This is a genomic window from Pantoea sp. RCC30.1, assembly GCF_058148845.1.
Genome location: NZ_JBXUHX010000005.1, coordinates 143,362 through 165,044, shown reverse-complemented (window position 1 = coordinate 165,044; position 21,683 = coordinate 143,362). Strand labels below are relative to the sequence as shown.

Sequence of the window (21,683 nt, the reverse complement as noted above, 5' to 3'; positions counted from 1 at the left end):
TGGTTCTAAACGTCTGCATTAAAGGCATTCGGCAGCCACTCGAGCGCCGTGCCGGTAATGGCGATGATGTCGAAACGGCAATTCACTGTTTCAAAACTGCCGCCGCGTTGCGCCAGCCAGAGAGCGGCAGCGCGCAGCAGCTTTTGTTGTTTATTCCGGGTTACGCTGGCGAGCGCGCCACCATAACGCGCATCGCGTCGGTAGCGGACTTCAACAAACACCCAACAGTGCCCGTCACGCATTATCAGGTCAAGTTCACCATTGCGAAAGTGAACATTACTGGCGACCCATTTCAGGCCAGCCTGCTCCAGATAGCGCCGGGCATCTTCTTCATGCCTGGCGCCAGTCTGACGCCGATTTAGTTGGCCGGTGCGATTTCGCCCCGACGATACTGGTTCCATGTCAACTTCCTGTTGATCACACAATCCGTGTTGGCGCTGAGCTTGCCGGTATTGCCGTCCAGCGTAAAGCCAGGTGACTGACGCATCTGGTTAAAGTGATTCGCCAGCGTCCAGGCATCCATTCCCATGGCATAGAGACGCACCAGCGAATAGTCATTATTGAATGACTTCGACGTCTGCTGCATCAGGCCAGGATTGCTGCCGGAGAGCAGCGGAATATCGCTGAACTGCAGGCCATCCATTTCCAGACGGAAGTCCGGGCCGGCACCTGCCTGCGCGCTGCGCGAACTGGCGTAGAGCGAGATATTGCTGCGACTGCCGGTGCGCATGGTGATCATCGGTTTGATCAGCTGCAGTTCGTCCTGCGTTGAGACGATGTAGACCGCATCGACGCCACCACCGCTGCTGGTGCTGACCACATCTGGCGTGTTCTGCTGCGGTGCCGGGATAGTCAGGCCCGCAATCGTAACACCCTGCGGCTCGGCAGGTGCAGCGTTCACTGGCGTACCGGATAAGCTGATACCCGCGCCGCTGTTAATACCCTGTTTCAGCTCTGAGGTCGAACCAAAGCGCTGCTGCATCACCGTGCTGCCACCCAGCGTCTGCCACTCCTGAGCAAAGGCGTTGGTGACGCGATCGCCCAGTCCGCTGCGCGGAACCAGCAACAGCGGCTGGCGTTTGCCCTGATCCCAGATATGGTGCGCCGCATCGCGCGCTTCGTCTTCAGGAGAAAGCGCAAAGTAGCAAATATTCGGATGGTTCTGGATCTTTTCCGGCTCGTTGAGCGCCAGCACATTCAGTGGTGTCTGGCTGTTAGCGACCTTCTCAACGTTGCTCTTCAGCAGCGGGCCGACCACGATGGTGGCACCATCCTGCTGTGCCTGCTGCATCACCTGCTCAATCGGCTGGCTGCTGGTGTCATAGACCTTGATCTGAGCGTTGCTGGCCGGTGCGGCTGCAGCAGGCTGAGATTGAGGCTGTGGCGTCGCGTCGGCAGGCTGTTGCTGCTGCGGCGCGCTGATTGGATCGGTGGAAGAACCAGCAGCGGCAGCAGGTTGCGTGCTGGCTGCTGCATCCGCAGCGGCGGGCTGGGCAGCAGCAGGCTGTGCGACTGGCGCGGAAACGCCATTCTTCGCGTCATTAAAGCCTTTCTGAATCGCATTGGCGAACACCTGCGCCTGGCCATTCAGCGGCAGCAGCAGGGCGATGATGCTGGTAGAGGCTTTGGTGTAGTTCTGCATCTGGCTCAGCTGCGTTGGCAGCGTTTTGGCCGCCGGGTTCTGCGGATAGCGGGTCTGCCAGTCTTTGATGCCTGACTTGAGCATCTCAGCATCCTGGGTATTGGCACGCCAGACCGCGAGCAGATCCAGCCATCCCTGCAGCACATTCTCATCAGCATTGATCACCAGGTTGCTGACATCCTGCGGCGACATCTGCGTCAGTGTCTGCCAGGTGGCGTCAATATTACCCTGATGATCGGTGCCTTTCAGCAGCGGCTCCTGGGCAATATAGTTGCGCAGCAGCGAGAGTGAAGGGCGCCCCTGTGCGCTGGCAATCTGCAGGCTGTAATAACGCGCCAGTTGATCCTGCGACAGTGCGCCGGTTTTCACTGCAGCTAACACTGGTTCAGCATCTTTGGTTTTCTGCTGGGCAATCAACAACTGCGCTTTCAGCAGCAGAGATTCCTGTTGCTGGGTCTCCGAGAGCTGCTGCGGCAACTGGCTCAGTTGCTGCGTCGCCTCAGGATACTTTCCTTCCTTCAACAGGGCGCGGATTGCGAGTAATTGCCAGTCGGTCTTGCTATCATCGCTGCTTTGCTGCGCTTGCTGCAGATAGTAAGCGGAGCTTGCGGTGACTGGCCCCTGAATATTGACGGTTGAGGTTTGCGGCCTCTGACCGCTACACGCGGCTAAAATCAGCCCAGCAAGAATGACAGGCAGAAAGCGTCCTGCTTTATGACGAACGACTTTTGAAGGAAGCATACTGTATCCAGTGATGTTTTTTTCAAGATGCTCAATATTAAATCGGCAATTCGGATGAAACAATGAAACAACTCGATCGGGCAGAGATTTCTGCCAGCACGCTCTACATCGTTCCAACCCCGATTGGTAATTTGGGTGATATCACCCAGCGGGCGCTGACGGTGCTTTCGAGCGTCGATCTGGTCGCTGCGGAAGATACACGTCATACCGGGCTGTTGCTACAACATTTCGCCATCAATGCGCGACTCTTCTCACTTCATGACCACAACGAGCAGCACAAGGCTGAGCTGTTGCTGACGAAGCTCCAGGAGGGGCAAAGCATAGCCTTAGTTTCTGATGCTGGCACGCCGCTGATTAACGATCCGGGCTACCATCTGGTGCGTCGCTGCCGTGAAGCAGGCATCCGTGTGGTGCCACTGCCGGGCGCCTGTGCCGCCATTGCCGCGTTAAGTGCCGCAGGACTGCCATCTGATCGTTTCTGTTACGAAGGGTTTCTGCCCGCCAAAACCAAAGGCCGTTGCGATGCACTGCGGGCGCTGGTGCAGGAGCCGCGCACGCTGATTTTCTATGAGTCGACCCACCGTCTGATCGACAGTCTGCAGGATATGGTGAGTGAGCTGGGCGCTGAACGTTATGTGGTGCTGGCGCGTGAGCTGACCAAGACCTGGGAGTCGATTTACGGTGCACCGGTCGGCGAGCTGCTGGCATGGGTAAAAGAAGATGAGAATCGTCGCAAAGGCGAGATGGTGCTGATTGTCGAAGGATACAAAGTCGATGATGAAGATGCGTTACCGGCTGATGCGCTGCGTACGCTGGCGCTGCTGCAAAAAGAGCTGCCGTTGAAACGCGCGGCTGCGCTGACCGCTGAGATACACAGTGTGAAGAAAAATGCGCTTTATAAGTATGCGCTGGAGCAGCAAGAGGCGTGACAAACGCCGGCGAATGTCCTATTATCCCGCGCCGAAGCTGACCAGACAGTCGCCGCTTTGTCGTCGTCCTCACTTGTGGGGAGACGGGCAGAGGGGAGGAAAGTCCGGGCTCCATAGGGCAGGGTGCCAGGTAACGCCTGGGAGGCGCAAGCCTACGACCAGTGCAACAGAGAGCAAACCGCCGATGGCCCAGAAATGGGATCAGGTAAGGGTGAAAGGGTGCGGTAAGAGCGCACCGCGCGACTGGCAACAGTTCGTGGCACGGTAAACTCCACCCGGAGCAAGGCCAAATAGGGGTTCACAAGGTACGGCCCGTACTGAACCCGGGTAGGCTGCTTGAGCCAGTGAGCGATTGCTGGCCTAGATGAATGACTGTCCACGACAGAACCCGGCTTAACGGTCAGCTTCGACTTTTTATCAAAAACCCCGCTTCGGCGGGGTTTTTGCTTTGTGGTGCGCGGTGACAGGATGAATGACTGCTCACGACGCTTTCTATGAAAAGAACGCGGCTTAACGGTCAGCGTCGGCTTTTTACCAAAACCCCGCTTCGGCGTAATGTTGATCAGTTAAGATTAGATTTGTAAAGGCTGTCACGGTCAGAAGTGGCAGCTTTTTTGTCAGTGCGAGCGAGCCGCAGTGCGGGCCAGAGCACCTCTGCTGCTGCCGGGCCGTCCTCGCGCCGCTCACGCGGTACCTTCGGCTTTGACGTCGTGCCGACGAACCGTTCGGGGATCGGCCCTCCCTGGCCGGCCCCGAACTGTCCACGCTTCCCGGCGTGGACTTCTGGCCCACCGTCACGCCTCAGCGCTGCGGATAGCCCTTTCAGCAGCAGAGGCGCTCAGGCTTTCACTCTCGTGCCCTTTTTAACAATACACACTGAAGTTTCAGAGCAGGCTGGTGCCGGGCAGGGGCAGGCAATCCGCAGCGCTGAACAGAATGAGTCTGCCAGGAGAGCCCGCAGGACGCGGGCGAAAGGCGGGGCGGCACAGGATGTGCCATCCCCGGCGGTCCGTCAGGCAGGCGAATGAAGTGAAGGAACCGCGCAGCGGCGCGAGGACCGCCAGCCCCTGCCCGGCACCAGACTGCGTTATCACCTGTCGTTAACTGACTGGCATTACCGCTTCGGCGGGGTTTTGCTTTGCAGGGTATAAGCATGCAGCGATCAATGTCGAAGTTTGGTGCATCATGCTTAGCGTCCCTGAGTAGACGACTATAAAGAATGAAAAACTTTTTGTATGTACATCAACAGCAATTACAGCTTGATATACATCACAAAGTCGAAGCATTGCCTATATAGCAAAATATTCGATACTGAGAACAGGGACAGCTAATACCGTTGCATCATTTTTTCGCAGGTTACCGTGCAGCTGATATTCACTAAATACAGCTTTTCCTGTGGTCTGTGCTTATTGTTATTATGGTTAAATTTTGTAATATTCCTCACAGGGAAAATGGAAAGTAAATAGAGGGAATTATGATTCGTGGATTTGTGAGGTACCCAATTTGAGCAATCGTGGAGAAATCCTGGATTCATCCCGATTTTGTTCAGAAAACGGGATTAGGCATGGGCTTCTTTATTCAGGAGTGCTTGGCTGGCTTGATATGGGCCACGCTCGCGGGGATGATGTCCGTAAACTTATGGCACAGTTCTCCACTGGTGAGGCTGGCAGCGAATCTTATTACCGGGTGCGTTATGAACAAACTATGGGGATCAGCCGGTTTGCTACTGGTCGCTTTAATGTCTGGGAGATAAAAAAAGGGAGAACTCTCACAGAAAGGCAGAGTATTGCATTGGCGATGATGATGAGTACTGCTGTCGCTTTTGAAAATTGGCAGTCAATGCCCTGGTTCAGTTGGTATACTGATAGCGGTTTCAGTGGCGAGGATCTAGTATCGGACTTATTTGGTTTCTATAAAGTTAATTATCCCCGCGTATATTGGGGAGAACTTAAGATTGCCAGCAAAGAATCAGCCCTACGCCGATGGGACCATTATGGACCGATTAGTCGTTATAAGAACACGGGTTTTTTACCCTTATTATTTCCTGATCCTATAGAAAAATTCACCTGCCCACGCCCTTATAAAGGTCAGCTTCCGCGATTTATGAAACAGGTTATGCCATATAAATTTACTCCGAATGATGACATAGTGCGACGGTCTAATGATAAAGCCGGAATCATTAACGCATTTCAGTAAACAGAGAGTGAAAATGTTAAAAAGGATCGCTGCAATTGGCGCTGTCATCATCATTATTTTTCTGCTGATTGATTGTAGTATGCAGAAGGTGGCTGAACGGGATGAAGGTTACACTCAGTCAAATCTATGGGCATATTATCTATACACTGACAGGGATATCAGGTGGGCCCCACGTGCATCTGAATCATATCATTTTACGTTTACCGCGCAGGATGGTAGTCAACCGCAGGAAAGTAGTATTGTTTACAGCACGGATGCTCCTTTAGTAGAGGTAAAAAATTATCTGGCGTCCTTAGGTTACAGGGCGGTGGAGCATAATGGATTGTCTGAAAAATGGGAAAAGGAAGGCAATGTTGTGCCTTACTTCTATATATCTCATGACAGCAAATCACATTCGCTAACGCTAAGTAAGGTAGATTTTCGCTGACAATCTTTAGGGACCCAATCTCCAGCATTAATCAAGCGACTCTTCCCCCCAAAAACAGATACGCGACGTGTGGTTAAAGCAATCTGCCTTAACGGTCAGCATCGGCTTTTAACCAAAAACCCCGCTTCGGCGGGGTTTTTGCTTTGTAGGGTATGTGCAGGCAGCTTAACCGCGGCCGTGCGGCTCATCCCAGTCAAACGCCGGGCCCAGCGAAATAACACCGTTCGGGTTGATGGTCTTATGGCTGCAATAGTAGTGATGACGAATATGCGGCAGATTAACCGTCTCTGCGATACCAGGCATCTGATAGATATCACGGAGGAAACCACTCAGGTTTCTGTAGTCACTGATGCGATGGCGATCGCATTTAAAGTGGGTCACATAGACCGGATCGAAGCGCACCAGCGTGGTCCACAACCGCAGATCCGCTTCGGTCAGCTGATCGCCGGTGAGATAGCGATGCTGGCCTAAAATCTGCTCCAGCCGCGACAGCGAATGGAACAGCGCAGTCACTGCCTCGTCATAAGCGGACTGCGAAGTGGCAAAACCCGCTTTGTAAACGCCGTTGTTCACGGTGTCGTAGATCCAGCTATTCAGTTCATCAATCTTTTCGTGCAGAGCAACAGGATAATAATCCCCGGCACGGGCACCGACAGCATCAAACGCACTGTTGAACATACGGATGATATCGGCAGACTCATTGCTGACGATGGTGTTCTGCTGCTTGTCCCACAATACCGGCACGGTTACGCGGCCACTGTATTGCGGATCGGCGTGCAGATAGAGCTGATAGAGGAACTCATTCTGGTAGAGTTTATCGCCGGTCGCATCCTGAAAACTATCATCGAACGTCCAGCCATTCTCCAGCATCAGCGGATGCACCACGGAGACATCGATCATGCTATCCAGGCCCTTCAGCTGACGCATCAGCAGTGTGCGGTGTGCCCAGGGGCAGGCAAGCGAGACATAAAGATGATAGCGGTCGCGTTCGGCGACAAATCCCTCTTTACCCACCGGGCCGGCGCTGCCATCAGCGGTAACCCAGTTGCGGAAAGCCGACTCTGAACGCTTAAAGCGCCCGCCGGTAGATTTGGTGTCGTACCAGGTGTCATGCCAGACACCGTCAATTAACTGTCCCATAATGGCTCCAATGCAAACAGGGCGGGGAAATGTCCCCGCCCTGCTAAGTATATGTGGCATTACGCTTTATGTGAGATTAGCGCGCAATAGCTGGCTGCGGTTTTCTTTTGCTGAGCAGGCGATCAATGCTGTATGCACCTGGACCCACCAGACCTAACACCAGGAAACCACCCGCGATAGAGAGGTTCTTCATAAACATCAGTTGGTTCACGCCTTCGGCAAAGTTACTGTGAAACAGAAATGCGGTCAGGATGGTGAAGCCTGCAGTGAACAAGGCAGTGAAACGCGTCAGGAAACCGAACAGAATCGCCAGACCACCGCCAAACTCCAGCAGGATAACCAGCGGCAGCATAAAGCCCGGGACGCCCATCGCTTCCATATATTGCTGAGTACCTGCATAACCGGTGATTTTGCCCCAGCCGGCCGTAATGAACAGGATTGGCATCAGGATGCGAGCCACTAACAAACCAACGTCTTCGAATTTTTTCATCATTTACTCCAGCGCTATCAGGGATACAGGGCAAGCTGCCCGCAGGGTTTATGCCCGCTGAAAGCAGTACTGCGTTCATTGGGTTGATAGCTGGAGATGATAGTCGCGGAGCGGAAAGGTTGTAAGCGAGATATATTGTCAGTGTTTTTCAGAAATTCTGATGAAGAAAAACCGGCCTTTTCAGGACCGGCTTTGAGAAGAATTAACGCGGTGGCAGAGCGGACTTGATCATGCGCCAGGTACTCCAGGCGCTGAATCCCCGTTTTGCCCAGCGTAACAGCATGTTGGGACTGCGAACTGAGTAGATAGCCAGCGCGCTGCTGCCAATAGCCAGATAGCGACGTAAGCTGAGGAAAGTAAACCAGCCGCGATCGTAATGGGCGGTGCCTTCCAGCCAGTCACGCCGTGCAGCGCTTAAATCCAGCCGTTGCTGCTGCACATGCTTAAGCAGTTCATGGATGCGTTCTTCACGCTCGCGGCGGCTCATCAGCGCTGGTCCTCAAGCAAATTACGGTCTGTTTCCAGCTCTTTACGCGTGTGGCGCAACAGCGTGGACTGACGTGATTTGCGCAGCGTCCAGAGCCCTAAAATAACCGCCAGCAGCAGCAGTGTGCCGGTCGTGATGCCAATAGCCATCAGACGGTACTGCGCATCCACTGCCCAGATAATCAGAACCATCAGGCTCATCAGACCAAATGCAGTGAACAGCATTGTCAGGCCAACCATCAACAGCAGCTGAATCAGGTTCGCTTTCTCGTGCTCCAGTTCCACCACTGCCAGACGAACGCGCGTCTCGACCATACCAACCAGCGTGGTCACAATACGCTGGCCGATGTTAATGACCCCTTTAGCCGGGCCGTGGTTATGCTGTGAGTCAGCCATAGTTATCGACGCGAGATGAGCATGCCCAGTGCGACGCCAATCGCTGCACCGATGCCCACACCATGCCATGGATTTTCACGCACGTAGCCTTCGGCTTTCTGCGCCGCTTCGCGGGTAGTTGCAGCGATACGCTCGCTTGATTCGCCCAGACGTTCACGTGAGCTATCCAGCGCATCACGCGCTTTACTGCGAAGTTTATCCAGCTCACCTTTAGATTTTTCAGTGCTGCTGCTCAGCACTTCTTCCAGGGTATCAGCCAGGTTTTTCAGTTCAGCACGCAAATGTTCCGATGATGTGTCTTTAGACATAAAATACTCCTTTAACATCAGTTGGTTAATTCCGATTAATAGGGCTCCGCCTGTAGCTTTTTCAACTCCCGGCGTGCTTCATCCAGTTTTTCCTGTCGCTTAGCAATCTTGTCCCTGTCATGGCCCTCTTCACGCTCTTCCCTGAGTGCGTGCTCACGCTCTGCAACCTTTTGTTTTTGAGCGTTAATTCTTTCCAGATGGGCGGCCTCAAGCTTTTTGTCGCTGCAATCTGCCCGGACTTCGGTCAGCGCACGCTCCAGACCATTAACCCGGCGCTCGTTGTTATGCTTCTGCGCCATCCCGATTTCACGCTGAATATCCTGCTCTTTCTGTTCACACAGCGATTCTGCCGCCAGCAGCGAACCCGACAGCGACAACAGCGCGACTCCCAGTAATACTTGATATTTCATCGGTCATGAACCTTCCATTGCGACCTGATTCGTCATCACTCGCTTAATCTTATGCCTGCGGGTGCTGAGAATCGACTCTGAGTTAAGCATAGACACCCATAGTAAAAAGTTCAAAGAAGACCGGGAGATAGAGCGCCTTTAAGACCGCCACACCAACCCGCGGCGGTCTTAAAAAAGAGGGGAGTCGGGAGGTTACGCCAGTGAGAGGTGCTGAGAGTGATCGTGCTGCGCCACAATAAAACCCTGTGGCAGCAGACGGCGTAACACCTTCTGGGCAGCCAGACTCTGCTCTTCGCTGTCAAAATGGATGATCAGTGCATCACCCGCAGGGGTAATGCTTTTGATACGAATACCCTGCGCGCTTAATTGCTGATAGAGATAAAAACCATCGGGCAGCGTTGCGCCAGCATGGGAAACACGAATCTGAACGACCGTTTCGTGTTTCATCAGAGGCGGGATCGCGCAAAGCGCGACCAGCACCAGCGCGCCAGCAATCGACCACGGTAACCACCGTTTAGGAATAGCCTGCAGTAATTTCATTACTCGGCTTTCCCGTTCTGATTCGCCTGTCGCTTACGCCATATCACCACCAGCGATCCCACCAGACCAAACACCAGCAGTGCCAGTGGCAGCATCATCAGGAAGAACATCATCTCATCTTCATAACGACGGAAAATCGGGGTTTTACCTAGCGCGAAGCCGATAACGGTCAGAATCACGACCCACAGGAACGCACTGACCCAGTTAAAGAACTGAAAGCGGGCATTGCTGAGGCCTGACAATCCGGCGATGGTCGGCAGCAGCGTTCGCACAAACGCGATAAAGCGACCAATCAAAAGGGCAGATAAGCCGTGACGGTGGAACATGCTGTGCGCACGCAGATGATACTGGGCGGGAAGGTGGGAGAGCCATTTCTGTACCGTGGGGGTATTACCTAGCCAGCGGCCCTGTATGTAGCTCACCCAGCAGCCAAGACTGGCGCCGGTGGTCAAAACCAGAATCGTTATCGGGAAACTCATGGCGCCTTTTGCAATCAGTACGCCGACCAGAATCAGCAGACTGTCACCCGGCAGAAATGCGGCGGGAAGAAGGCCATTTTCTAAAAACAAAATCATAAACAGCACGCCGTAAATGGCCCATACCAGCGTGGGATCGGAGAGGGTTTCGTAGTCCTGCTGCCACAGGGCATGCAGCAACGATTGCAAAATATCCATCAATTCATTCCTGAACATCATTGTTAAACATGTCCCACAGGGACTTAAACGCAGACCGGCATTTCGTTATAAATTTTAGGAGCGCAGCCTGGGCGGGGTTTTCCGGATCCTTCCAGAATTGATTGTTAAATCAGCGACTTTATAATCCCCTGTCGCAAAGGGTAATAAAAGGGCGATAACTGTAACAAAAATCGCCTGTCTGAGACAGGAAAACTCTCTTGCGAACAGGAGTTTTACCTTGTGAAACGGCCTGTAAAAAGGAGCTTTACATGACCTGACACTATTGCAGACTAACTGACCATTTCAGGGTGTTTTCAGGCAATTTTAGCGGGCGTTATTGGACCCATCAGGCAGGATGACCGGATTCTCACCAAACATATAGCGGTCCACGTTAAATTCAAAATCATCCGCCGTCGCGTTAAACAGCATCTGTTTAGTATTTTCCAGATGTTGCCACATCGCCAGTTTGCTGGCGGCGGGATCTTTACGCATCAGCGCTTTGAGAATCTGATCGTGGTCGTCGCACCAGCTGAGAATGCTGCGCTGGTCAATGTGTTCGTGAAGTTTGAGCCAGTAGGGATTGTGAAGGCGGTGCAGCCACATTTTTTCAACGATGGCGGCTAAGGCACTGTTCTGGGTGGATTGTGCGATGCGCACATGAAACTGCATATCCCACTCGGAGTCACGGAAGTGATCCTCCTGGCGGGCTTTTTCCTGAATCGCCATCAGGTCGATGATGTCCTGACGCGTCACCTGAGTCGCCGCGAACTCCGCCACATTACTCTCAATCAACTGGCGCGCCTGGAGTAATTCAAACGGGCCAAACGTCGCGAACTCAAGCTGGCTGCTGGTCGGGGCGATACGGTTCTGCTGCTGGCTGGCTATGACATGAATGCCGGATCCTTTACGGACCTCAACATAGCCTTCTACTTCCAGCATGATGATTGCTTCGCGGACGACAGTGCGGCTCACTTCCATCTCTTCGGCAATCAGGCGCTCAGCAGGCAGTTTTTCACCAACCGGATAGATCCCGGTTTCGATGCGGCTTTTCAGCTCGCTGGCCAGCTGTTGATAGAGTCGACGGGATTCAGTGAGGTCCATAGCACAATCCTGGTAGCAGACAGATAAGTTGTTATACCACTTCAGGCGGTGCGAGGAAATGGGCTGGCTCGCGCCAGCCCGGCAGATCAATTGTGTACGGCGCTGCCTGGCGGAATCACAGCGTCCGTTTCCAGCTCTGAAATCGGTTTATTTTTCAGGACTGTCCAGATCACCACGGCACCCAGCAGATCGAACACCGCCAGGGCAGCAAACAGCGGGCTGAAGCCCAGCGTATCGGCCAGTGCACCGACGACCAGCGCAAACATCGTACTGGCGGTCCAGGCGGCCATGCCGGTCAGGCCGTTAGCCGTCGCGACTTCATTACGGCCGAAAACGTCTGACGACAGGGTGATGAGCGCACCAGAAAGGGCCTGATGCGCAAAGCCGCCGATGCACAGCAGACCAATGGCAACGTAAGGGCTGGTGAACAGGCCGATCGTGCCTGGCGCAATCATTAATACCGCACCCATCGTCACCACCATCTTACGGGAGACGATCAGGTTAACGCCGAACCAGCGCTGAAACAGCGGCGGCAGATAACCACCCAGGATGCAGCCGAAGTCCGCGAACAGCATCGGCATCCAGGCAAACATCGCAATCTCTTTAAGGTTGAAGCCGTAAACCTTAAACATGAACAGCGGAATCCAGGCGTTGAACGTACCCCACGCCGGTTCTGCCAGAAAACGCGGCAGGGCAATACCCCAGAACTGGCGGTTACGGATAATCTGCAGGGCCGACATTTTGCGGGTGTTGCCGGTCTGATGCTGCGCTTCCTGACCGGAGATAATATAGTCGCGCTCTTCATCGCTCAGCTTCTTCTGCTGTTTCGGGTGCTTGTAAAACACCAGCCAGCAGAGTGCCCAGGCCATGCTCAACACACCGGTCATGATAAAGGCCATCTGCCAGCTGTGCGCCACGATAGCCCAGACAACCAGCGGCGGAGCCAGCATCGCGCCGATAGATGAACCGACGTTAAAGTAGCCTACCGCGACCGAACGCTCTTTGGCCGGGAACCACTCACTGCTCGCCTTCAGACCGGCCGGGATCATCGCCGCTTCAGCCGCACCGACGGCACCACGCGCCAGAGCAAGGCCGCCCCAGCTGCCTGCCATCGCGGTGGCGGCACAAAAGATCGCCCACAGTACAGCAAACACCGCGTAGCCGACTTTGGTACCCAGCAGATCCAACACATAACCTGCCACCGGTTGCATCAGCGTGTAGCAGGCTGAATAGGCCGCAATAATGTATGAATACTGCTGTGTGGTGATATGCAGCTCTGTCATCAATGTCGGGGCCGCCACGGCAATGGTGTTACGGGTCAGGTACCCTAACACCGTACCGAGCGTCACCAGTCCAATCATGTACCAGCGTAACCCTTTGATCTTACGCATCCTCTACCTCTTCCAGTTCTGTATGCGGTCTTGCCGCTGTTGTTATCTGGAGCGGGACAGCACGTGATACAGCTCTGCTCACGCCCGCAGGTTCTGTCTGAGCAACCCTGTTCTGACCTTGCCGTTATCTGAGTCATTAACGACCTCATGATGGAGCGAGAGCCTAACTTGTTATACAACTTTAAAAGTTGAGAGCCATCACAAAAACCCTTTCTGCACTGTGGGATACTGGAAACCTGCGTAATGACAGCCATTTAGCGCGATACGGGCGACTAAAAAGTCCATAACGGCAGTCTGGTACCGCCGTTTATGTGAGCAGGATCGCAAATAAATCCGTAACGGACTAAAATTGGTATGATAACTTTGGGCCATCAGTGGTTCAGTAGATGAGGAAGCATGTATGTCACGTTTCATGACCGAGGATTTTTTGCTGGATAGTGAATTTGCCCGGCGTCTCTATCACGACTATGCGAAAGATCAGCCGATTTTCGACTATCACTGCCACTTACCCCCGCAGCAGATTGCCGAAAATTATCGCTTCGCCAATCTTTATGACATCTGGCTGAAGGGCGATCACTACAAGTGGCGGGCAATGCGCGCCAACGGTGTGGCTGAGGCATTCTGTACCGGCAACGCCAGCGATCGTGAAAAGTTTGACGCCTGGGCGCGCACCGTGCCGCATACCATCGGCAATCCGCTATATCACTGGACCCATCTGGAATTACGCCGGCCTTTCGGCATTACCGATACGCTGCTTTCTGAGAAAACTGCCGACAGCATCTGGCATCGCTGTAATGAAATGCTGGCGCAGGATAGCTTCACCACACGCGGCATCATGCAGCAGATGAAGGTGAAGATGGTCGGCACCACGGACGATCCGCTGGATGACCTGCGCCATCATCGCGCGCTGGCAGACGACACCAGCTTCAGCGTCAAAGTGCTGCCGAGCTGGCGTCCGGACAAAGCGTTTAATATCGAAGCCGAAACCTTCCTGCCGTGGATCGAGACGCTGGAGCAGCTGACCGACATCAGCGTGCAGCGTTTTGACGATCTGCGCAGCGCCCTGCATCAGCGGCTGGATCACTTCGCCGCGCACGGCTGTAAAGTCTCGGATCACGCGCTGGATGTGGTCTGTTATGCCGAGGCGGATGACGCCACGCTGGATGCGATTCTGACGCGGCGTCGCAGCGGTGCCGCGCCGGATCCGCAGGAAACGGCACAGTTCAAAACGGCGGTACTGGTCTGGCTGGGCAGCGAATATGCGCGCCGTGGCTGGGTGCAGCAGTATCACATTGGCGCACTGCGCAACACCAACCCGCGCCAGTATCAACTGCTGGGGCCTGATGTCGGCTTCGACTCCATCAACGATCAGCCACTGGCCGAACCGCTGGCACGCCTGCTGGGCGCGCAGAATCTCAATAATGCGCTGCCGAAAACCATCCTCTACTGCCTGAACCCGCGCGACAACGAAGTGCTGGCGACCATGGCCGGTAACTTCCAGGGCGAAGGTCAGGCGGGCAAAATGCAGTTCGGTTCTGCCTGGTGGTTCAACGATCAGCTGGACGGTATGCAGCGTCAGATGACTCAGCTGGCGCAGATTGGCCTGCTGAGCCGCTTCGTCGGGATGCTGACCGACAGCCGCAGCTTCCTCTCTTACACCCGCCACGAATATTTCCGCCGGTTGCTGTGCCAGATGATGGGCCGCTGGGTCGAACAGGGTGAAGCGCCAGCCGATGAAGCGCTGTTAGGCCAGATGGTTCAGAACATCTGCTTCAACAATGCCCGCGATTACTTCGGCATCGAGCTGGGAGCCTGATGATGAAAAGGCTAAACCGCCACGACTTTCCGGGCGCGGTCTATCGCGACCGGGTGATCCAGTTCGGCGAAGGTAACTTCCTGCGCGCCTTTATTGACTGGCAGATTGACTGGCTGAATGAACATCAGGGCACCGATGCCGGGATCGTTGTGGTGCGGCCGCGCAACCGTGAAGTCAGCGACAGCCTGAATCAGCAGGATGGCCTCTACACCACGCTGATCCGCGGACTGAACGACCAGGGTGAGCAGGTCAGTGAAACCCGGTTGATCCGCAGCCTCAACCGTGAGATCCAGCCCTGGCAGCAGTTCGGTGAATTTATGGCGCTGGCCCGGAATCCCGACCTGCGCATGGTCTTCTCCAACACCACCGAAGCGGGTATCGCCTTTGTTGGTACGGATCAGCTCACCGATCAGCCCGCCAGCAGCTTCCCCGGCAAACTGACGCAGTTGCTGTGGGCGCGCTATTCCCACTTCAAGGGTGCCAGCGACCGGGGCTGGCTGGTGGTGCCGTGTGAGCTGATTGATCATAACGGCGACACGCTGCGCGATCTGGTGCTGCGTTATGCCGATTACTGGCATCTGCCGTCAGAATTCAAAACCTGGATTCATCAGCATTGTGCCTTTTACAACACCCTGGTGGACCGCATCGTTACCGGCTTCCCGGCGGAAAGCGAGCAGCTGCAACGCGAACTGGGTTATGAAGATCGCTATCTGGTGGCGGGCGAAGTCTACTACCAGTTTGTGATCCAGGGGCCGTCGGCTCTGTTCAGTGAACTGAAGCTGGCGGCGCTGTCGCCGCAGGTCCGGCATGTGGATGATATTGCGCCCTATAAAGCACAGAAAGTGGCCATTCTCAATGGCGCGCATACCGCGATGGTGCCGGTGGCGTTTCTGGCCGGGATTGAGAGCGTCGGGGAGGCGATGGCCGATCCGGCCATCGCCGGATTTGTGGACAACCTGCTGCGTCACGAAGTGATCCCGACGCTGGATCTGCCTGCCGATGAACTGCACGCCTTTGCCGATGCGGTTCAGCGCCGCTTCCGCAATCCGTTTATTCGTCACGCGCTGCTGTCGATTGCCCTCAATGGCATGACCAAGTTCCGCACCCGTCTGCTGACGCCACTGCTTGCCGCGCATCAGCAAACCGGCGAGTGGCCGACGCATATCACCTTTGCGCTGGCCGCGCTAATCGCCTTTTATCGCGGCGAGTCAGCCGGCAAGCGCTGGCCGTTACAGGATGAGCCGCAGTGGTTACAGCGCTACGCTGACGCATGGAAAGCGGCTGATGCGGACCAGATATCACCGCAACAACTGGTGCACGGCGTGCTTAGCGACGCGCAACACTGGGGCGAAGATTTAACCCGTCAGCCCGGACTGGCTGCGGTTGTCACCCAACACCTGCAAAATATCATCGCCCACGGAATGCGTGAGGCGCTGAGCCAACTGAGATAACGCTATGCAAGACGCTATTAAAATTGATCCCCGCGACAATGTTGCCGTGGCGTTACGTGACTTAGAGGCGGGCGCCACGATAGAGCTGCCGCCACTGAGTGTGGCGGTGCAGCAGGCCGTCGGACGCGGGCATAAATTTGCCCTGCAGCCTATCGCGCAGGATGAGCTGGTGATCAAATATGGGCTGCCGATTGCCCATGCCACGCAGCCTGTGGCTGCCGGTGAATTAATCCATTCGCAGAACGCCCGCACCAACCTCAGCGATCTGGATGAGTATACGTATCAGCCTGAGTTTGTGACGTTACCCCCGCAGCCGGGTGACCGTGAGGTGCAGATCTACCGTCGTGCGAACGGCGAGGTCGGCATCCGCAATGAGCTGTGGATCCTGCCGACCGTCGGCTGCGTCAACGGCATTGCGCGTCAGATTCTGCAGCGTTTCCTGAAGGAGACGCAGCAGGCAGAAGGCATCGATGGCGCATTCCTGTTCAGCCACACCTTCGGCTGCTCGCAGCTGGGACAGGACCACGAAAACACCCGCACCATGCTGCAGAATATGGTGCGCCATCCTAATGCTGGCGCGGTGCTGGTGATTGGTCTCGGCTGCGAAAACAATCAGGTTGATGCCTTCCGTGACACCCTCGGCGCGTTTGAAAGCGACCGGGTCGAGTTCATGGTGTGCCAGCAGCATGACGATGAGGTCGAAGCCGGGCTGGAGCGTCTGCATGCGTTGTATGAAAAAATGCGTCACGACCAGCGCGAGCCGGGCAAACTCAGCGAGCTGAAGTTTGGTCTGGAGTGCGGCGGTTCGGATGGTTTGTCAGGTATCACCGCTAATCCGTTGCTGGGACGGTTCTCAGACCAGATGATCGCCAATGGCGGCACCACCGTGCTGACTGAAGTGCCGGAAATGTTTGGCGCAGAGCGGATTCTGATGAGCCGCTGTCGCGACGAAGAGACCTTCAGCAAAACGGTGGCGATGATCAACGACTTCAAACAGTACTTTATCGATCACCAGCAGCCAATTTACGAAAACCCGTCGCCGGGTAACAAAGCGGGCGGCATCACCACGCTGGAAGAGAAGTCGCTGGGCTGTACCCAGAAAGCGGGGCAGAGCCAGGTCGTCGATGTGCTGAAGTATGGCGAACGGTTAAAAACACCGGGGCTGAATCTGCTGAGTGCGCCAGGCAATGATGCGGTCGCCACCAGTGCGCTGGCGGGAGCCGGTTGCCACATGGTGCTGTTTAGTACCGGACGCGGCACGCCATATGGCGGTTTTGTGCCGACGGTGAAGCTGGCCACCAACACGCCGCTGGCGGAGAAGAAGCCGCACTGGATCGATTTTAATGCCGGACGGTTGATCGAGGGGATGAGCATGGACTCGATGCTGGAGGACTTTGTCGACAGCATTGTGGCGATTGCCAGCGGTCAGCCGACCAACAACGAGAAGAACGACTTCCGCGAGCTGGCGATTTTCAAAAGCGGTGTAACGCTTTAAAACTAAAAAGCGATCCGCCATAACTGCGGATCGCTTCAGATTGCTGACAAGCCCATACGGGATAAATACAGCAGCAACGAATAAGTTCAACGCGCAGGGAACACGGTCAGAGGAGGAAAGCGTCCCGCGCCATGGATGGCGCGGGCCGAGCATGCCATGGATGGCGGTTGTTGCGTCTTTCCGATCTGACCGCGTTCCCTTCGCAGGCTCGATCTCAATGCCATCTGGCCTGACCTTATCAATACTTTAAAGCGACCCGCATCAGGTCTGCAGTTCGCCTTTTATGTTACTGGATTACGCCCGGCTGGTTTCGCGATCCGCTTCCGCCTGACAGACGGCTGCGGTAAACAAAATATCCGTTGAAGAGTTCAGCGCGGTTTCCGCCGAATCTTGCAAGACGCCGATAATAAAGCCGACCGCCACCACCTGCATTGCCAGATCATTCGGAATGCCGAACATGTTACAGGCCACCGGGATCAGCAGCAGCGAACCGCCCGCCACGCCAGATGCACCACAGGCACAGAGTGACGCCACCAGACTCAGCAGAATCGCCGTCGGCACATCAATGCTGATCCCCAGCGTATGCACTGCCGCCAGCGTTAGCACGGTAATGGTAATCGACGCCCCCGCCATACTGATGGTTGCGCCCAGCGGAATCGACACCGAATAGGTATCCTCATCCAGATCCAGACGTTTCGCCAGCGCCATATTCACCGGAATGTTGGCGGCAGAACTGCGGGTAAAGAAGGCGGTCACGCCGCTTTCGCGCAGGCAGGTAAATACCAGCGGATAGGGGTTGCGGCGGATTTTATAGAACACCAGCAGCGGGTTGACCACCAGCGCCATCAGCAGCATACAGCCGATCAGTAACGTCAGCAGATGGGCATATTGCCACAGCGCGCCAAAGCCGGTAGACGCGAGGATCGAGGCCACCAGACCGAAAATACCAATCGGCGCGCAGCGAATCACGCAGCGTACCAGCCAGGTCACCGCATGAGAGGCATCATTGAGAAAGGCGCGGGTGCTGTCACTGCTGTGACGGAACGCCAGCCCGAGGCCAATTGCCCACACCAGAATGCCGATGTAGTTAGCCTGCATCAGGGCCGTGATCGGATTCGACACCATGCTCATCAGCAGTCCACGTAACACTTCAGTGATGCCGGATGGTGGTGTGATTTCCGTGGTGCCCACCGCCAGCGTCAGCGTCTGCGGGATCAGATGGCTGAATACCACTGCGACGACCGCCGCGAAAAAGGTGCTCAGCAGATAGAGCATGATAATTGGCCGGATATTGGTTTTCTGGCCCTGCTGGTGGTTGGCAATCGAGGCGATCACCAGCATCAGTACCAGCAACGGCGCGACCGCTTTCAGCGCACTGACAAACAGTTCACCCAGCAGACCGACCGCCAGCGCGGCATCGTGTGAAACCCAGGCGAGCGCAACACCGGCGATCAGCCCAATCATGATTTGCTTCACCAGGCTTCCGGCGAGCAGCGTGCCCAGACGTGCGGAGAGAGTTTTCTGCATAATATTTTCTATATTTTGTCGCGGATGTAGTTTCAGACGCGATGTTTTGCATCGGCTAAAACGGTTTGCCCGGCGGAGTATAAGGAAAACATCAGATGAGAAAAGAGAAAGTTCTGTCGCTGTGGAGCAGGTCAGATTTTTATTATGCTGGATAGTGGAAGTGTGACAGAGGGATGAAATGGCGTGACAGGCTGTCGCAAAATAAAACAGGGGCATCCGCTGCCCCTGCAGGTAATTATGGTGCGATCTTTTTCTGGTCTCTTTTGCGGTTAACCCAGGCATTAATCAGCAGGGTTGATGCCAGAATGGCACCGACCACACCCAGCGAGATACCGACCGGGATATGGTAGAGGTCGACAATCAGCATCTTAAAGCCGATGAACACCAGCACAATTGCCAGTCCATATTTCAGCATTGAGAAACGTTCCGCTACGTTCGCCAGCAGGAAGTACATGGCACGCAAGCCCAGGATAGCGAACAGGTTTGAGGTCAGCACGATGAACGGGTCGGTAGTGACGGCGAAGATCGCCGGAATACTGTCGACGGCAAAGATCACGTCGCTGAGTTCCACCATAATCAGCACCAGCAGCAGCGGGGTTGCAAACAGCACGCCGTTTTTGCGGGTGAAGAACTTCTCGCCGTCAAGATCATCGGTCATACGTAAATGCTTACGCAGCCAGCGCACCACCGGTTTGTCGCCGACCGCACCGTCATCCTCTTTCGCCAGCGCCATCTTCACGCCGGTAAACAGCAGGAAGGCACCGAACACATAAAGGATCCAGCTGAACTGCGTGACCAGCCAGCTACCGGCAAAGATCATGATAGTACGCAGCACGATAGCGCCTAATACACCATAAATCAGTACACGGCGCTGCAGGTTGGCCGGAATAGAGAAGTAACTGAACAGCATCAGCCAGACGAAGACGTTATCCACCGCCAGCGCTTTTTCCAGCACGTAACCGGTCAGGAAGGCGAGCGTCTGCGTATTAGCAACTTCACGTCCCGCGCTGCCCTCCAGATACCACCAGAAGGCGGCGCTGAACAGCAGTGAGACGGAAACCCAGATCAGCGACCAGACGGCCGCCTGCTTGAAAGACATGGTCTGCGCGCCACGGCGTCCCTGCAATAGCAGGTCGATAGCCAGCATGATAAGCACCACAACCGCAAAGCTGCCCCACAGTAAAGGCGTACCCACAGTTTGCATATTCGTATCCTGTCTTAAAAAGAAAAAAAAACGGCTGAAGTCAGAAGACGCCAGCCGCTTATTTTTGTGTAAGCAAACCTCGCCTTCCGGCAAGGTCTCACTTACAACACAGAAATGGATTCCGGGTTGCCTGATGACCGGATGCTTTCGCATCGTAGTGACGATCAATCAGCTTACAAGTTACTCCCCTTTGCAGGAGGGTAAGTTACGGTTTAGCCGCACAGGAAGCAATACCTCTCAGACATATTTAGAAATATTTACACAGCAGGCTGATCGGCCGGGAAGATGACGCCGGTCTGGTGGCGTATCTCAGTCAGCAGCGACGCAGTAATCCGCGAAACCTCAAGCGAAGGGTGGTCCACCTGGCGTTGCTCAACCAGCCGGGCAAAAGCGATGGCCTCATACAGCATGGTGTTAATATGCTGCGGCTCACTCAACGTCTGCTTTTCCGCGCCGCGCGGCACAAAAGTCAGCTGCTGGCACTCCGATAACTTTTCTATCACCAGCGAGCCCGCTTCACCCTGAATCTCGCTGGGCAGGCTGGAATCACTCACCTTCGAATGCAGAATCGTCACGTCGAAATCGCCGTAGCTCAGCACCACCACACCATGCGCATCCACGCCGCTCGCAAGCAACGTCGCGGTGGCCTGCACGCGTTCTGGTTCGCCCCACAGTGCCACTGCCGAGGCCAGGCAGTAATAACCAATATCCATAATCGAGCCGTTCGACCAGCGCGGATCAAAGGTATTGGGATTCTCGCCGTTGAGATAGCGCGGGTAGCGTGAAGAGTACTGGCAGTAACTCAGCAGCGCTTTTCGCAGTTTACCCACGTCAGGCAGCGCCTGCTGCAGCCGCTTGAAATTCGGCAGGCTGGCGGTTTTAAATGCCTCAAACAGCACCACCTGATGCTCACGGGCGCAGGCAATCATCTGCTCCACTTCCGTCAGATTCGAGGCCAGCGGTTTTTCGCAAATTACATGCTTGCCGTGCGACATAAACAACAGCGCCTGCTGGCAGTGCAGAGCGTTGGGGCTGGCAAGATAGACCGCATCGATCTCCGGGCTGGCGGCCAGGGCTTCCAGTGAAGTAAAGGTTTGTTTGCAGGGATAATCTGCAATAAAGGCGTCGGCCTGCTGCTGACTACGTGAATAAACCGCACAGAGCTTCATCGCTCCGGTTTCATGAGCGGCATCAATAAACTGGCGTGTAATCCAGTTTGTTCCCACAATAGCAAAACGAATCACGTCATCTCTCCGGCAGCGTTAAAGCGGCAGAGTAACATCTCCCCGACGCTGTGCAATGGTGCCGGGCGGGCAGGG

The 21,683-nt window shown here is 55.1% G+C and carries 21 protein-coding genes and 1 other RNA gene; 7 read left to right on the top strand and 15 right to left on the bottom strand.

All coding sequences use genetic code 11. From position 1 onward, the window contains the following. Positions 1–5 precede the first annotated feature (5 nt). Both AC2LB6_RS07000 and AC2LB6_RS06995 read right to left on the bottom strand, forming a co-directional pair. The gene (locus AC2LB6_RS07000) at positions 6–401 is read right to left on the bottom strand and encodes a YraN family protein (RefSeq protein WP_031594359.1); all 396 of its coding nucleotides are present in this window, start codon (positions 399–401) and stop codon (positions 6–8) included. After that, positions 359–2,383 carry a penicillin-binding protein activator gene (locus tag AC2LB6_RS06995; protein ID WP_490092964.1) on the bottom strand — a complete coding sequence of 675 codons (2,025 nt, stop codon included), beginning with the start codon at positions 2,381–2,383 and terminating at the stop codon, positions 359–361. The genes AC2LB6_RS07000 and AC2LB6_RS06995 overlap by 43 nt, the downstream gene beginning before the upstream one ends. Before the next feature lie 62 nt (positions 2,384–2,445). Between AC2LB6_RS06995 and rsmI the strand changes: the two genes are divergently transcribed. The 4 genes from rsmI (at position 2,446) to AC2LB6_RS06975 (ending at position 5,935) form a co-directional block, all read left to right on the top strand. Next, the gene (gene rsmI / locus AC2LB6_RS06990; RefSeq protein WP_045139595.1) at positions 2,446–3,312 is read left to right on the top strand and encodes a 16S rRNA (cytidine(1402)-2'-O)-methyltransferase; all 867 of its coding nucleotides are present in this window, start codon (positions 2,446–2,448) and stop codon (positions 3,310–3,312) included. A 33-nt stretch (positions 3,313–3,345) separates the two neighbouring features. Continuing rightward, an RNA gene (gene rnpB / locus AC2LB6_RS06985) (RNase P RNA component class A) lies at positions 3,346–3,724 on the top strand. 1,091 nt (positions 3,725–4,815) lie between these two features. Then, on the top strand, positions 4,816–5,508 hold the full coding sequence (locus tag AC2LB6_RS06980; protein WP_490092963.1) for a hypothetical protein: 693 nt from the start codon (positions 4,816–4,818) through the stop codon (positions 5,506–5,508). A gap of 13 nt (positions 5,509–5,521) precedes the next feature. Then, positions 5,522–5,935 (top strand): hypothetical protein, encoded by a 414-nt coding sequence (locus tag AC2LB6_RS06975; protein ID WP_242455620.1) that lies wholly within the window; start codon positions 5,522–5,524, stop codon positions 5,933–5,935. Between the two features lie 165 nt (positions 5,936–6,100). On the opposite strand, the gene AC2LB6_RS06970 is transcribed toward AC2LB6_RS06975, so the two are convergent. The 10 genes from AC2LB6_RS06970 to AC2LB6_RS06925 all read right to left on the bottom strand — a co-directional run bounded on the left by AC2LB6_RS06970 (position 6,101) and on the right by AC2LB6_RS06925 (position 12,871). Continuing rightward, complete coding sequence (locus tag AC2LB6_RS06970; protein WP_490092962.1) at positions 6,101–7,075, bottom strand: glutathione S-transferase family protein; 975 nt, start codon at positions 7,073–7,075, stop codon at positions 6,101–6,103. 76 nt (positions 7,076–7,151) lie between these two features. Next, the gene (locus AC2LB6_RS06965) at positions 7,152–7,565 is read right to left on the bottom strand and encodes a DoxX family protein (protein WP_490093002.1); all 414 of its coding nucleotides are present in this window, start codon (positions 7,563–7,565) and stop codon (positions 7,152–7,154) included. Between the two features lie 202 nt (positions 7,566–7,767). Beyond that, on the bottom strand, positions 7,768–8,052 hold the full coding sequence (locus AC2LB6_RS06960; protein ID WP_179898626.1) for a YqjK-like family protein: 285 nt from the start codon (positions 8,050–8,052) through the stop codon (positions 7,768–7,770). Continuing rightward, positions 8,052–8,447 carry a phage holin family protein gene (locus tag AC2LB6_RS06955; RefSeq protein ID WP_090966137.1) on the bottom strand — a complete coding sequence of 132 codons (396 nt, stop codon included), beginning with the start codon at positions 8,445–8,447 and terminating at the stop codon, positions 8,052–8,054. The genes AC2LB6_RS06960 and AC2LB6_RS06955 overlap by 1 nt, the downstream gene beginning before the upstream one ends. Before the next feature lie 2 nt (positions 8,448–8,449). Next, positions 8,450–8,755, bottom strand: coding sequence for an ElaB/YgaM/YqjD family protein (locus tag AC2LB6_RS06950; RefSeq protein ID WP_090966135.1), 306 nt, complete (start codon positions 8,753–8,755; stop codon positions 8,450–8,452). Positions 8,756–8,790: 35 nt separating this feature from the next. Further along, complete coding sequence (locus tag AC2LB6_RS06945; RefSeq protein WP_490092961.1) at positions 8,791–9,165, bottom strand: DUF1090 domain-containing protein; 375 nt, start codon at positions 9,163–9,165, stop codon at positions 8,791–8,793. A gap of 192 nt (positions 9,166–9,357) precedes the next feature. Next, positions 9,358–9,705, bottom strand: coding sequence for an EnvZ/OmpR regulon moderator MzrA (gene mzrA / locus AC2LB6_RS06940; protein ID WP_490092960.1), 348 nt, complete (start codon positions 9,703–9,705; stop codon positions 9,358–9,360). Further along, complete coding sequence (locus AC2LB6_RS06935; RefSeq protein ID WP_090966128.1) at positions 9,705–10,379, bottom strand: DedA family protein; 675 nt, start codon at positions 10,377–10,379, stop codon at positions 9,705–9,707. The genes mzrA and AC2LB6_RS06935 overlap by 1 nt, the downstream gene beginning before the upstream one ends. A 324-nt stretch (positions 10,380–10,703) precedes the next feature. Continuing rightward, entirely contained in the window at positions 10,704–11,480 is a 777-nt protein-coding gene (gene exuR / locus AC2LB6_RS06930) for a transcriptional regulator ExuR (RefSeq protein ID WP_090966126.1), read from the bottom strand. Between the two features lie 86 nt (positions 11,481–11,566). After that, positions 11,567–12,871, bottom strand: coding sequence for an MFS transporter (locus AC2LB6_RS06925; protein WP_490092959.1), 1,305 nt, complete (start codon positions 12,869–12,871; stop codon positions 11,567–11,569). 400 nt (positions 12,872–13,271) lie between these two features. Between AC2LB6_RS06925 and uxaC the strand changes: the two genes are divergently transcribed. From uxaC to AC2LB6_RS06910, 3 genes are read left to right on the top strand one after another with little or no spacing between them, the layout of a single operon-like run. Then, positions 13,272–14,687: a glucuronate isomerase gene (gene uxaC / locus AC2LB6_RS06920; protein WP_490092958.1), complete on the top strand. Its 1,416-nt coding sequence runs from the start codon at positions 13,272–13,274 to the stop codon at positions 14,685–14,687. A 2-nt stretch (positions 14,688–14,689) separates the two neighbouring features. Continuing rightward, positions 14,690–16,138, top strand: a complete 1,449-nt coding sequence (locus AC2LB6_RS06915) for a tagaturonate reductase (protein ID WP_490093001.1) — start codon at positions 14,690–14,692, stop codon at positions 16,136–16,138. Positions 16,139–16,142: 4 nt separating this feature from the next. Continuing rightward, positions 16,143–17,633: a UxaA family hydrolase gene (locus AC2LB6_RS06910; RefSeq protein ID WP_490092957.1), complete on the top strand. Its 1,491-nt coding sequence runs from the start codon at positions 16,143–16,145 to the stop codon at positions 17,631–17,633. A 294-nt stretch (positions 17,634–17,927) separates the two neighbouring features. Here AC2LB6_RS06910 and sstT read toward each other — a convergent pair whose 3' ends face one another. The 3 genes from sstT to AC2LB6_RS06895 form a co-directional block, all read right to left on the bottom strand. Further along, complete coding sequence (gene sstT, locus AC2LB6_RS06905; RefSeq protein WP_490092956.1) at positions 17,928–19,160, bottom strand: serine/threonine transporter SstT; 1,233 nt, start codon at positions 19,158–19,160, stop codon at positions 17,928–17,930. A 235-nt stretch (positions 19,161–19,395) separates the two neighbouring features. Beyond that, entirely contained in the window at positions 19,396–20,364 is a 969-nt protein-coding gene (locus AC2LB6_RS06900) for a TerC family protein (protein ID WP_090966116.1), read from the bottom strand. Between the two features lie 257 nt (positions 20,365–20,621). Then, positions 20,622–21,608, bottom strand: coding sequence for a Gfo/Idh/MocA family protein (locus AC2LB6_RS06895; RefSeq protein ID WP_490092955.1), 987 nt, complete (start codon positions 21,606–21,608; stop codon positions 20,622–20,624). Positions 21,609–21,683 lie beyond the last annotated feature (75 nt).

What these genes read in the sequence shown, in the direction of transcription:
- AC2LB6_RS07000 (WP_031594359.1), bottom strand. Translation starts at nt 401, where the DNA reads ATGGAACCAGTATCGTCGGGGCGAAATCGCACCGGCCAACTAAATCGG.
- AC2LB6_RS06995 (WP_490092964.1), bottom strand. Translation starts at nt 2,383, where the DNA reads ATGCTTCCTTCAAAAGTCGTTCGTCATAAAGCAGGACGCTTTCTGCCT.
- rsmI (WP_045139595.1), top strand. Translation starts at nt 2,446, where the DNA reads ATGAAACAACTCGATCGGGCAGAGATTTCTGCCAGCACGCTCTACATC.
- AC2LB6_RS06975 (WP_242455620.1), top strand. Translation starts at nt 5,522, where the DNA reads ATGTTAAAAAGGATCGCTGCAATTGGCGCTGTCATCATCATTATTTTT.
- AC2LB6_RS06970 (WP_490092962.1), bottom strand. Translation starts at nt 7,075, where the DNA reads ATGGGACAGTTAATTGACGGTGTCTGGCATGACACCTGGTACGACACC.
- AC2LB6_RS06965 (WP_490093002.1), bottom strand. Translation starts at nt 7,565, where the DNA reads ATGAAAAAATTCGAAGACGTTGGTTTGTTAGTGGCTCGCATCCTGATG.
- AC2LB6_RS06960 (WP_179898626.1), bottom strand. Translation starts at nt 8,052, where the DNA reads ATGAGCCGCCGCGAGCGTGAAGAACGCATCCATGAACTGCTTAAGCAT.
- AC2LB6_RS06955 (WP_090966137.1), bottom strand. Translation starts at nt 8,447, where the DNA reads ATGGCTGACTCACAGCATAACCACGGCCCGGCTAAAGGGGTCATTAAC.
- AC2LB6_RS06950 (WP_090966135.1), bottom strand. Translation starts at nt 8,755, where the DNA reads ATGTCTAAAGACACATCATCGGAACATTTGCGTGCTGAACTGAAAAAC.
- AC2LB6_RS06945 (WP_490092961.1), bottom strand. Translation starts at nt 9,165, where the DNA reads ATGAAATATCAAGTATTACTGGGAGTCGCGCTGTTGTCGCTGTCGGGT.
- mzrA (WP_490092960.1), bottom strand. Translation starts at nt 9,705, where the DNA reads ATGAAATTACTGCAGGCTATTCCTAAACGGTGGTTACCGTGGTCGATT.
- AC2LB6_RS06935 (WP_090966128.1), bottom strand. Translation starts at nt 10,379, where the DNA reads ATGGATATTTTGCAATCGTTGCTGCATGCCCTGTGGCAGCAGGACTAC.
- exuR (WP_090966126.1), bottom strand. Translation starts at nt 11,480, where the DNA reads ATGGACCTCACTGAATCCCGTCGACTCTATCAACAGCTGGCCAGCGAG.
- AC2LB6_RS06925 (WP_490092959.1), bottom strand. Translation starts at nt 12,871, where the DNA reads ATGCGTAAGATCAAAGGGTTACGCTGGTACATGATTGGACTGGTGACG.
- uxaC (WP_490092958.1), top strand. Translation starts at nt 13,272, where the DNA reads ATGTCACGTTTCATGACCGAGGATTTTTTGCTGGATAGTGAATTTGCC.
- AC2LB6_RS06915 (WP_490093001.1), top strand. Translation starts at nt 14,690, where the DNA reads ATGAAAAGGCTAAACCGCCACGACTTTCCGGGCGCGGTCTATCGCGAC.
- AC2LB6_RS06910 (WP_490092957.1), top strand. Translation starts at nt 16,143, where the DNA reads ATGCAAGACGCTATTAAAATTGATCCCCGCGACAATGTTGCCGTGGCG.
- sstT (WP_490092956.1), bottom strand. Translation starts at nt 19,160, where the DNA reads ATGCAGAAAACTCTCTCCGCACGTCTGGGCACGCTGCTCGCCGGAAGC.
- AC2LB6_RS06900 (WP_090966116.1), bottom strand. Translation starts at nt 20,364, where the DNA reads ATGCAAACTGTGGGTACGCCTTTACTGTGGGGCAGCTTTGCGGTTGTG.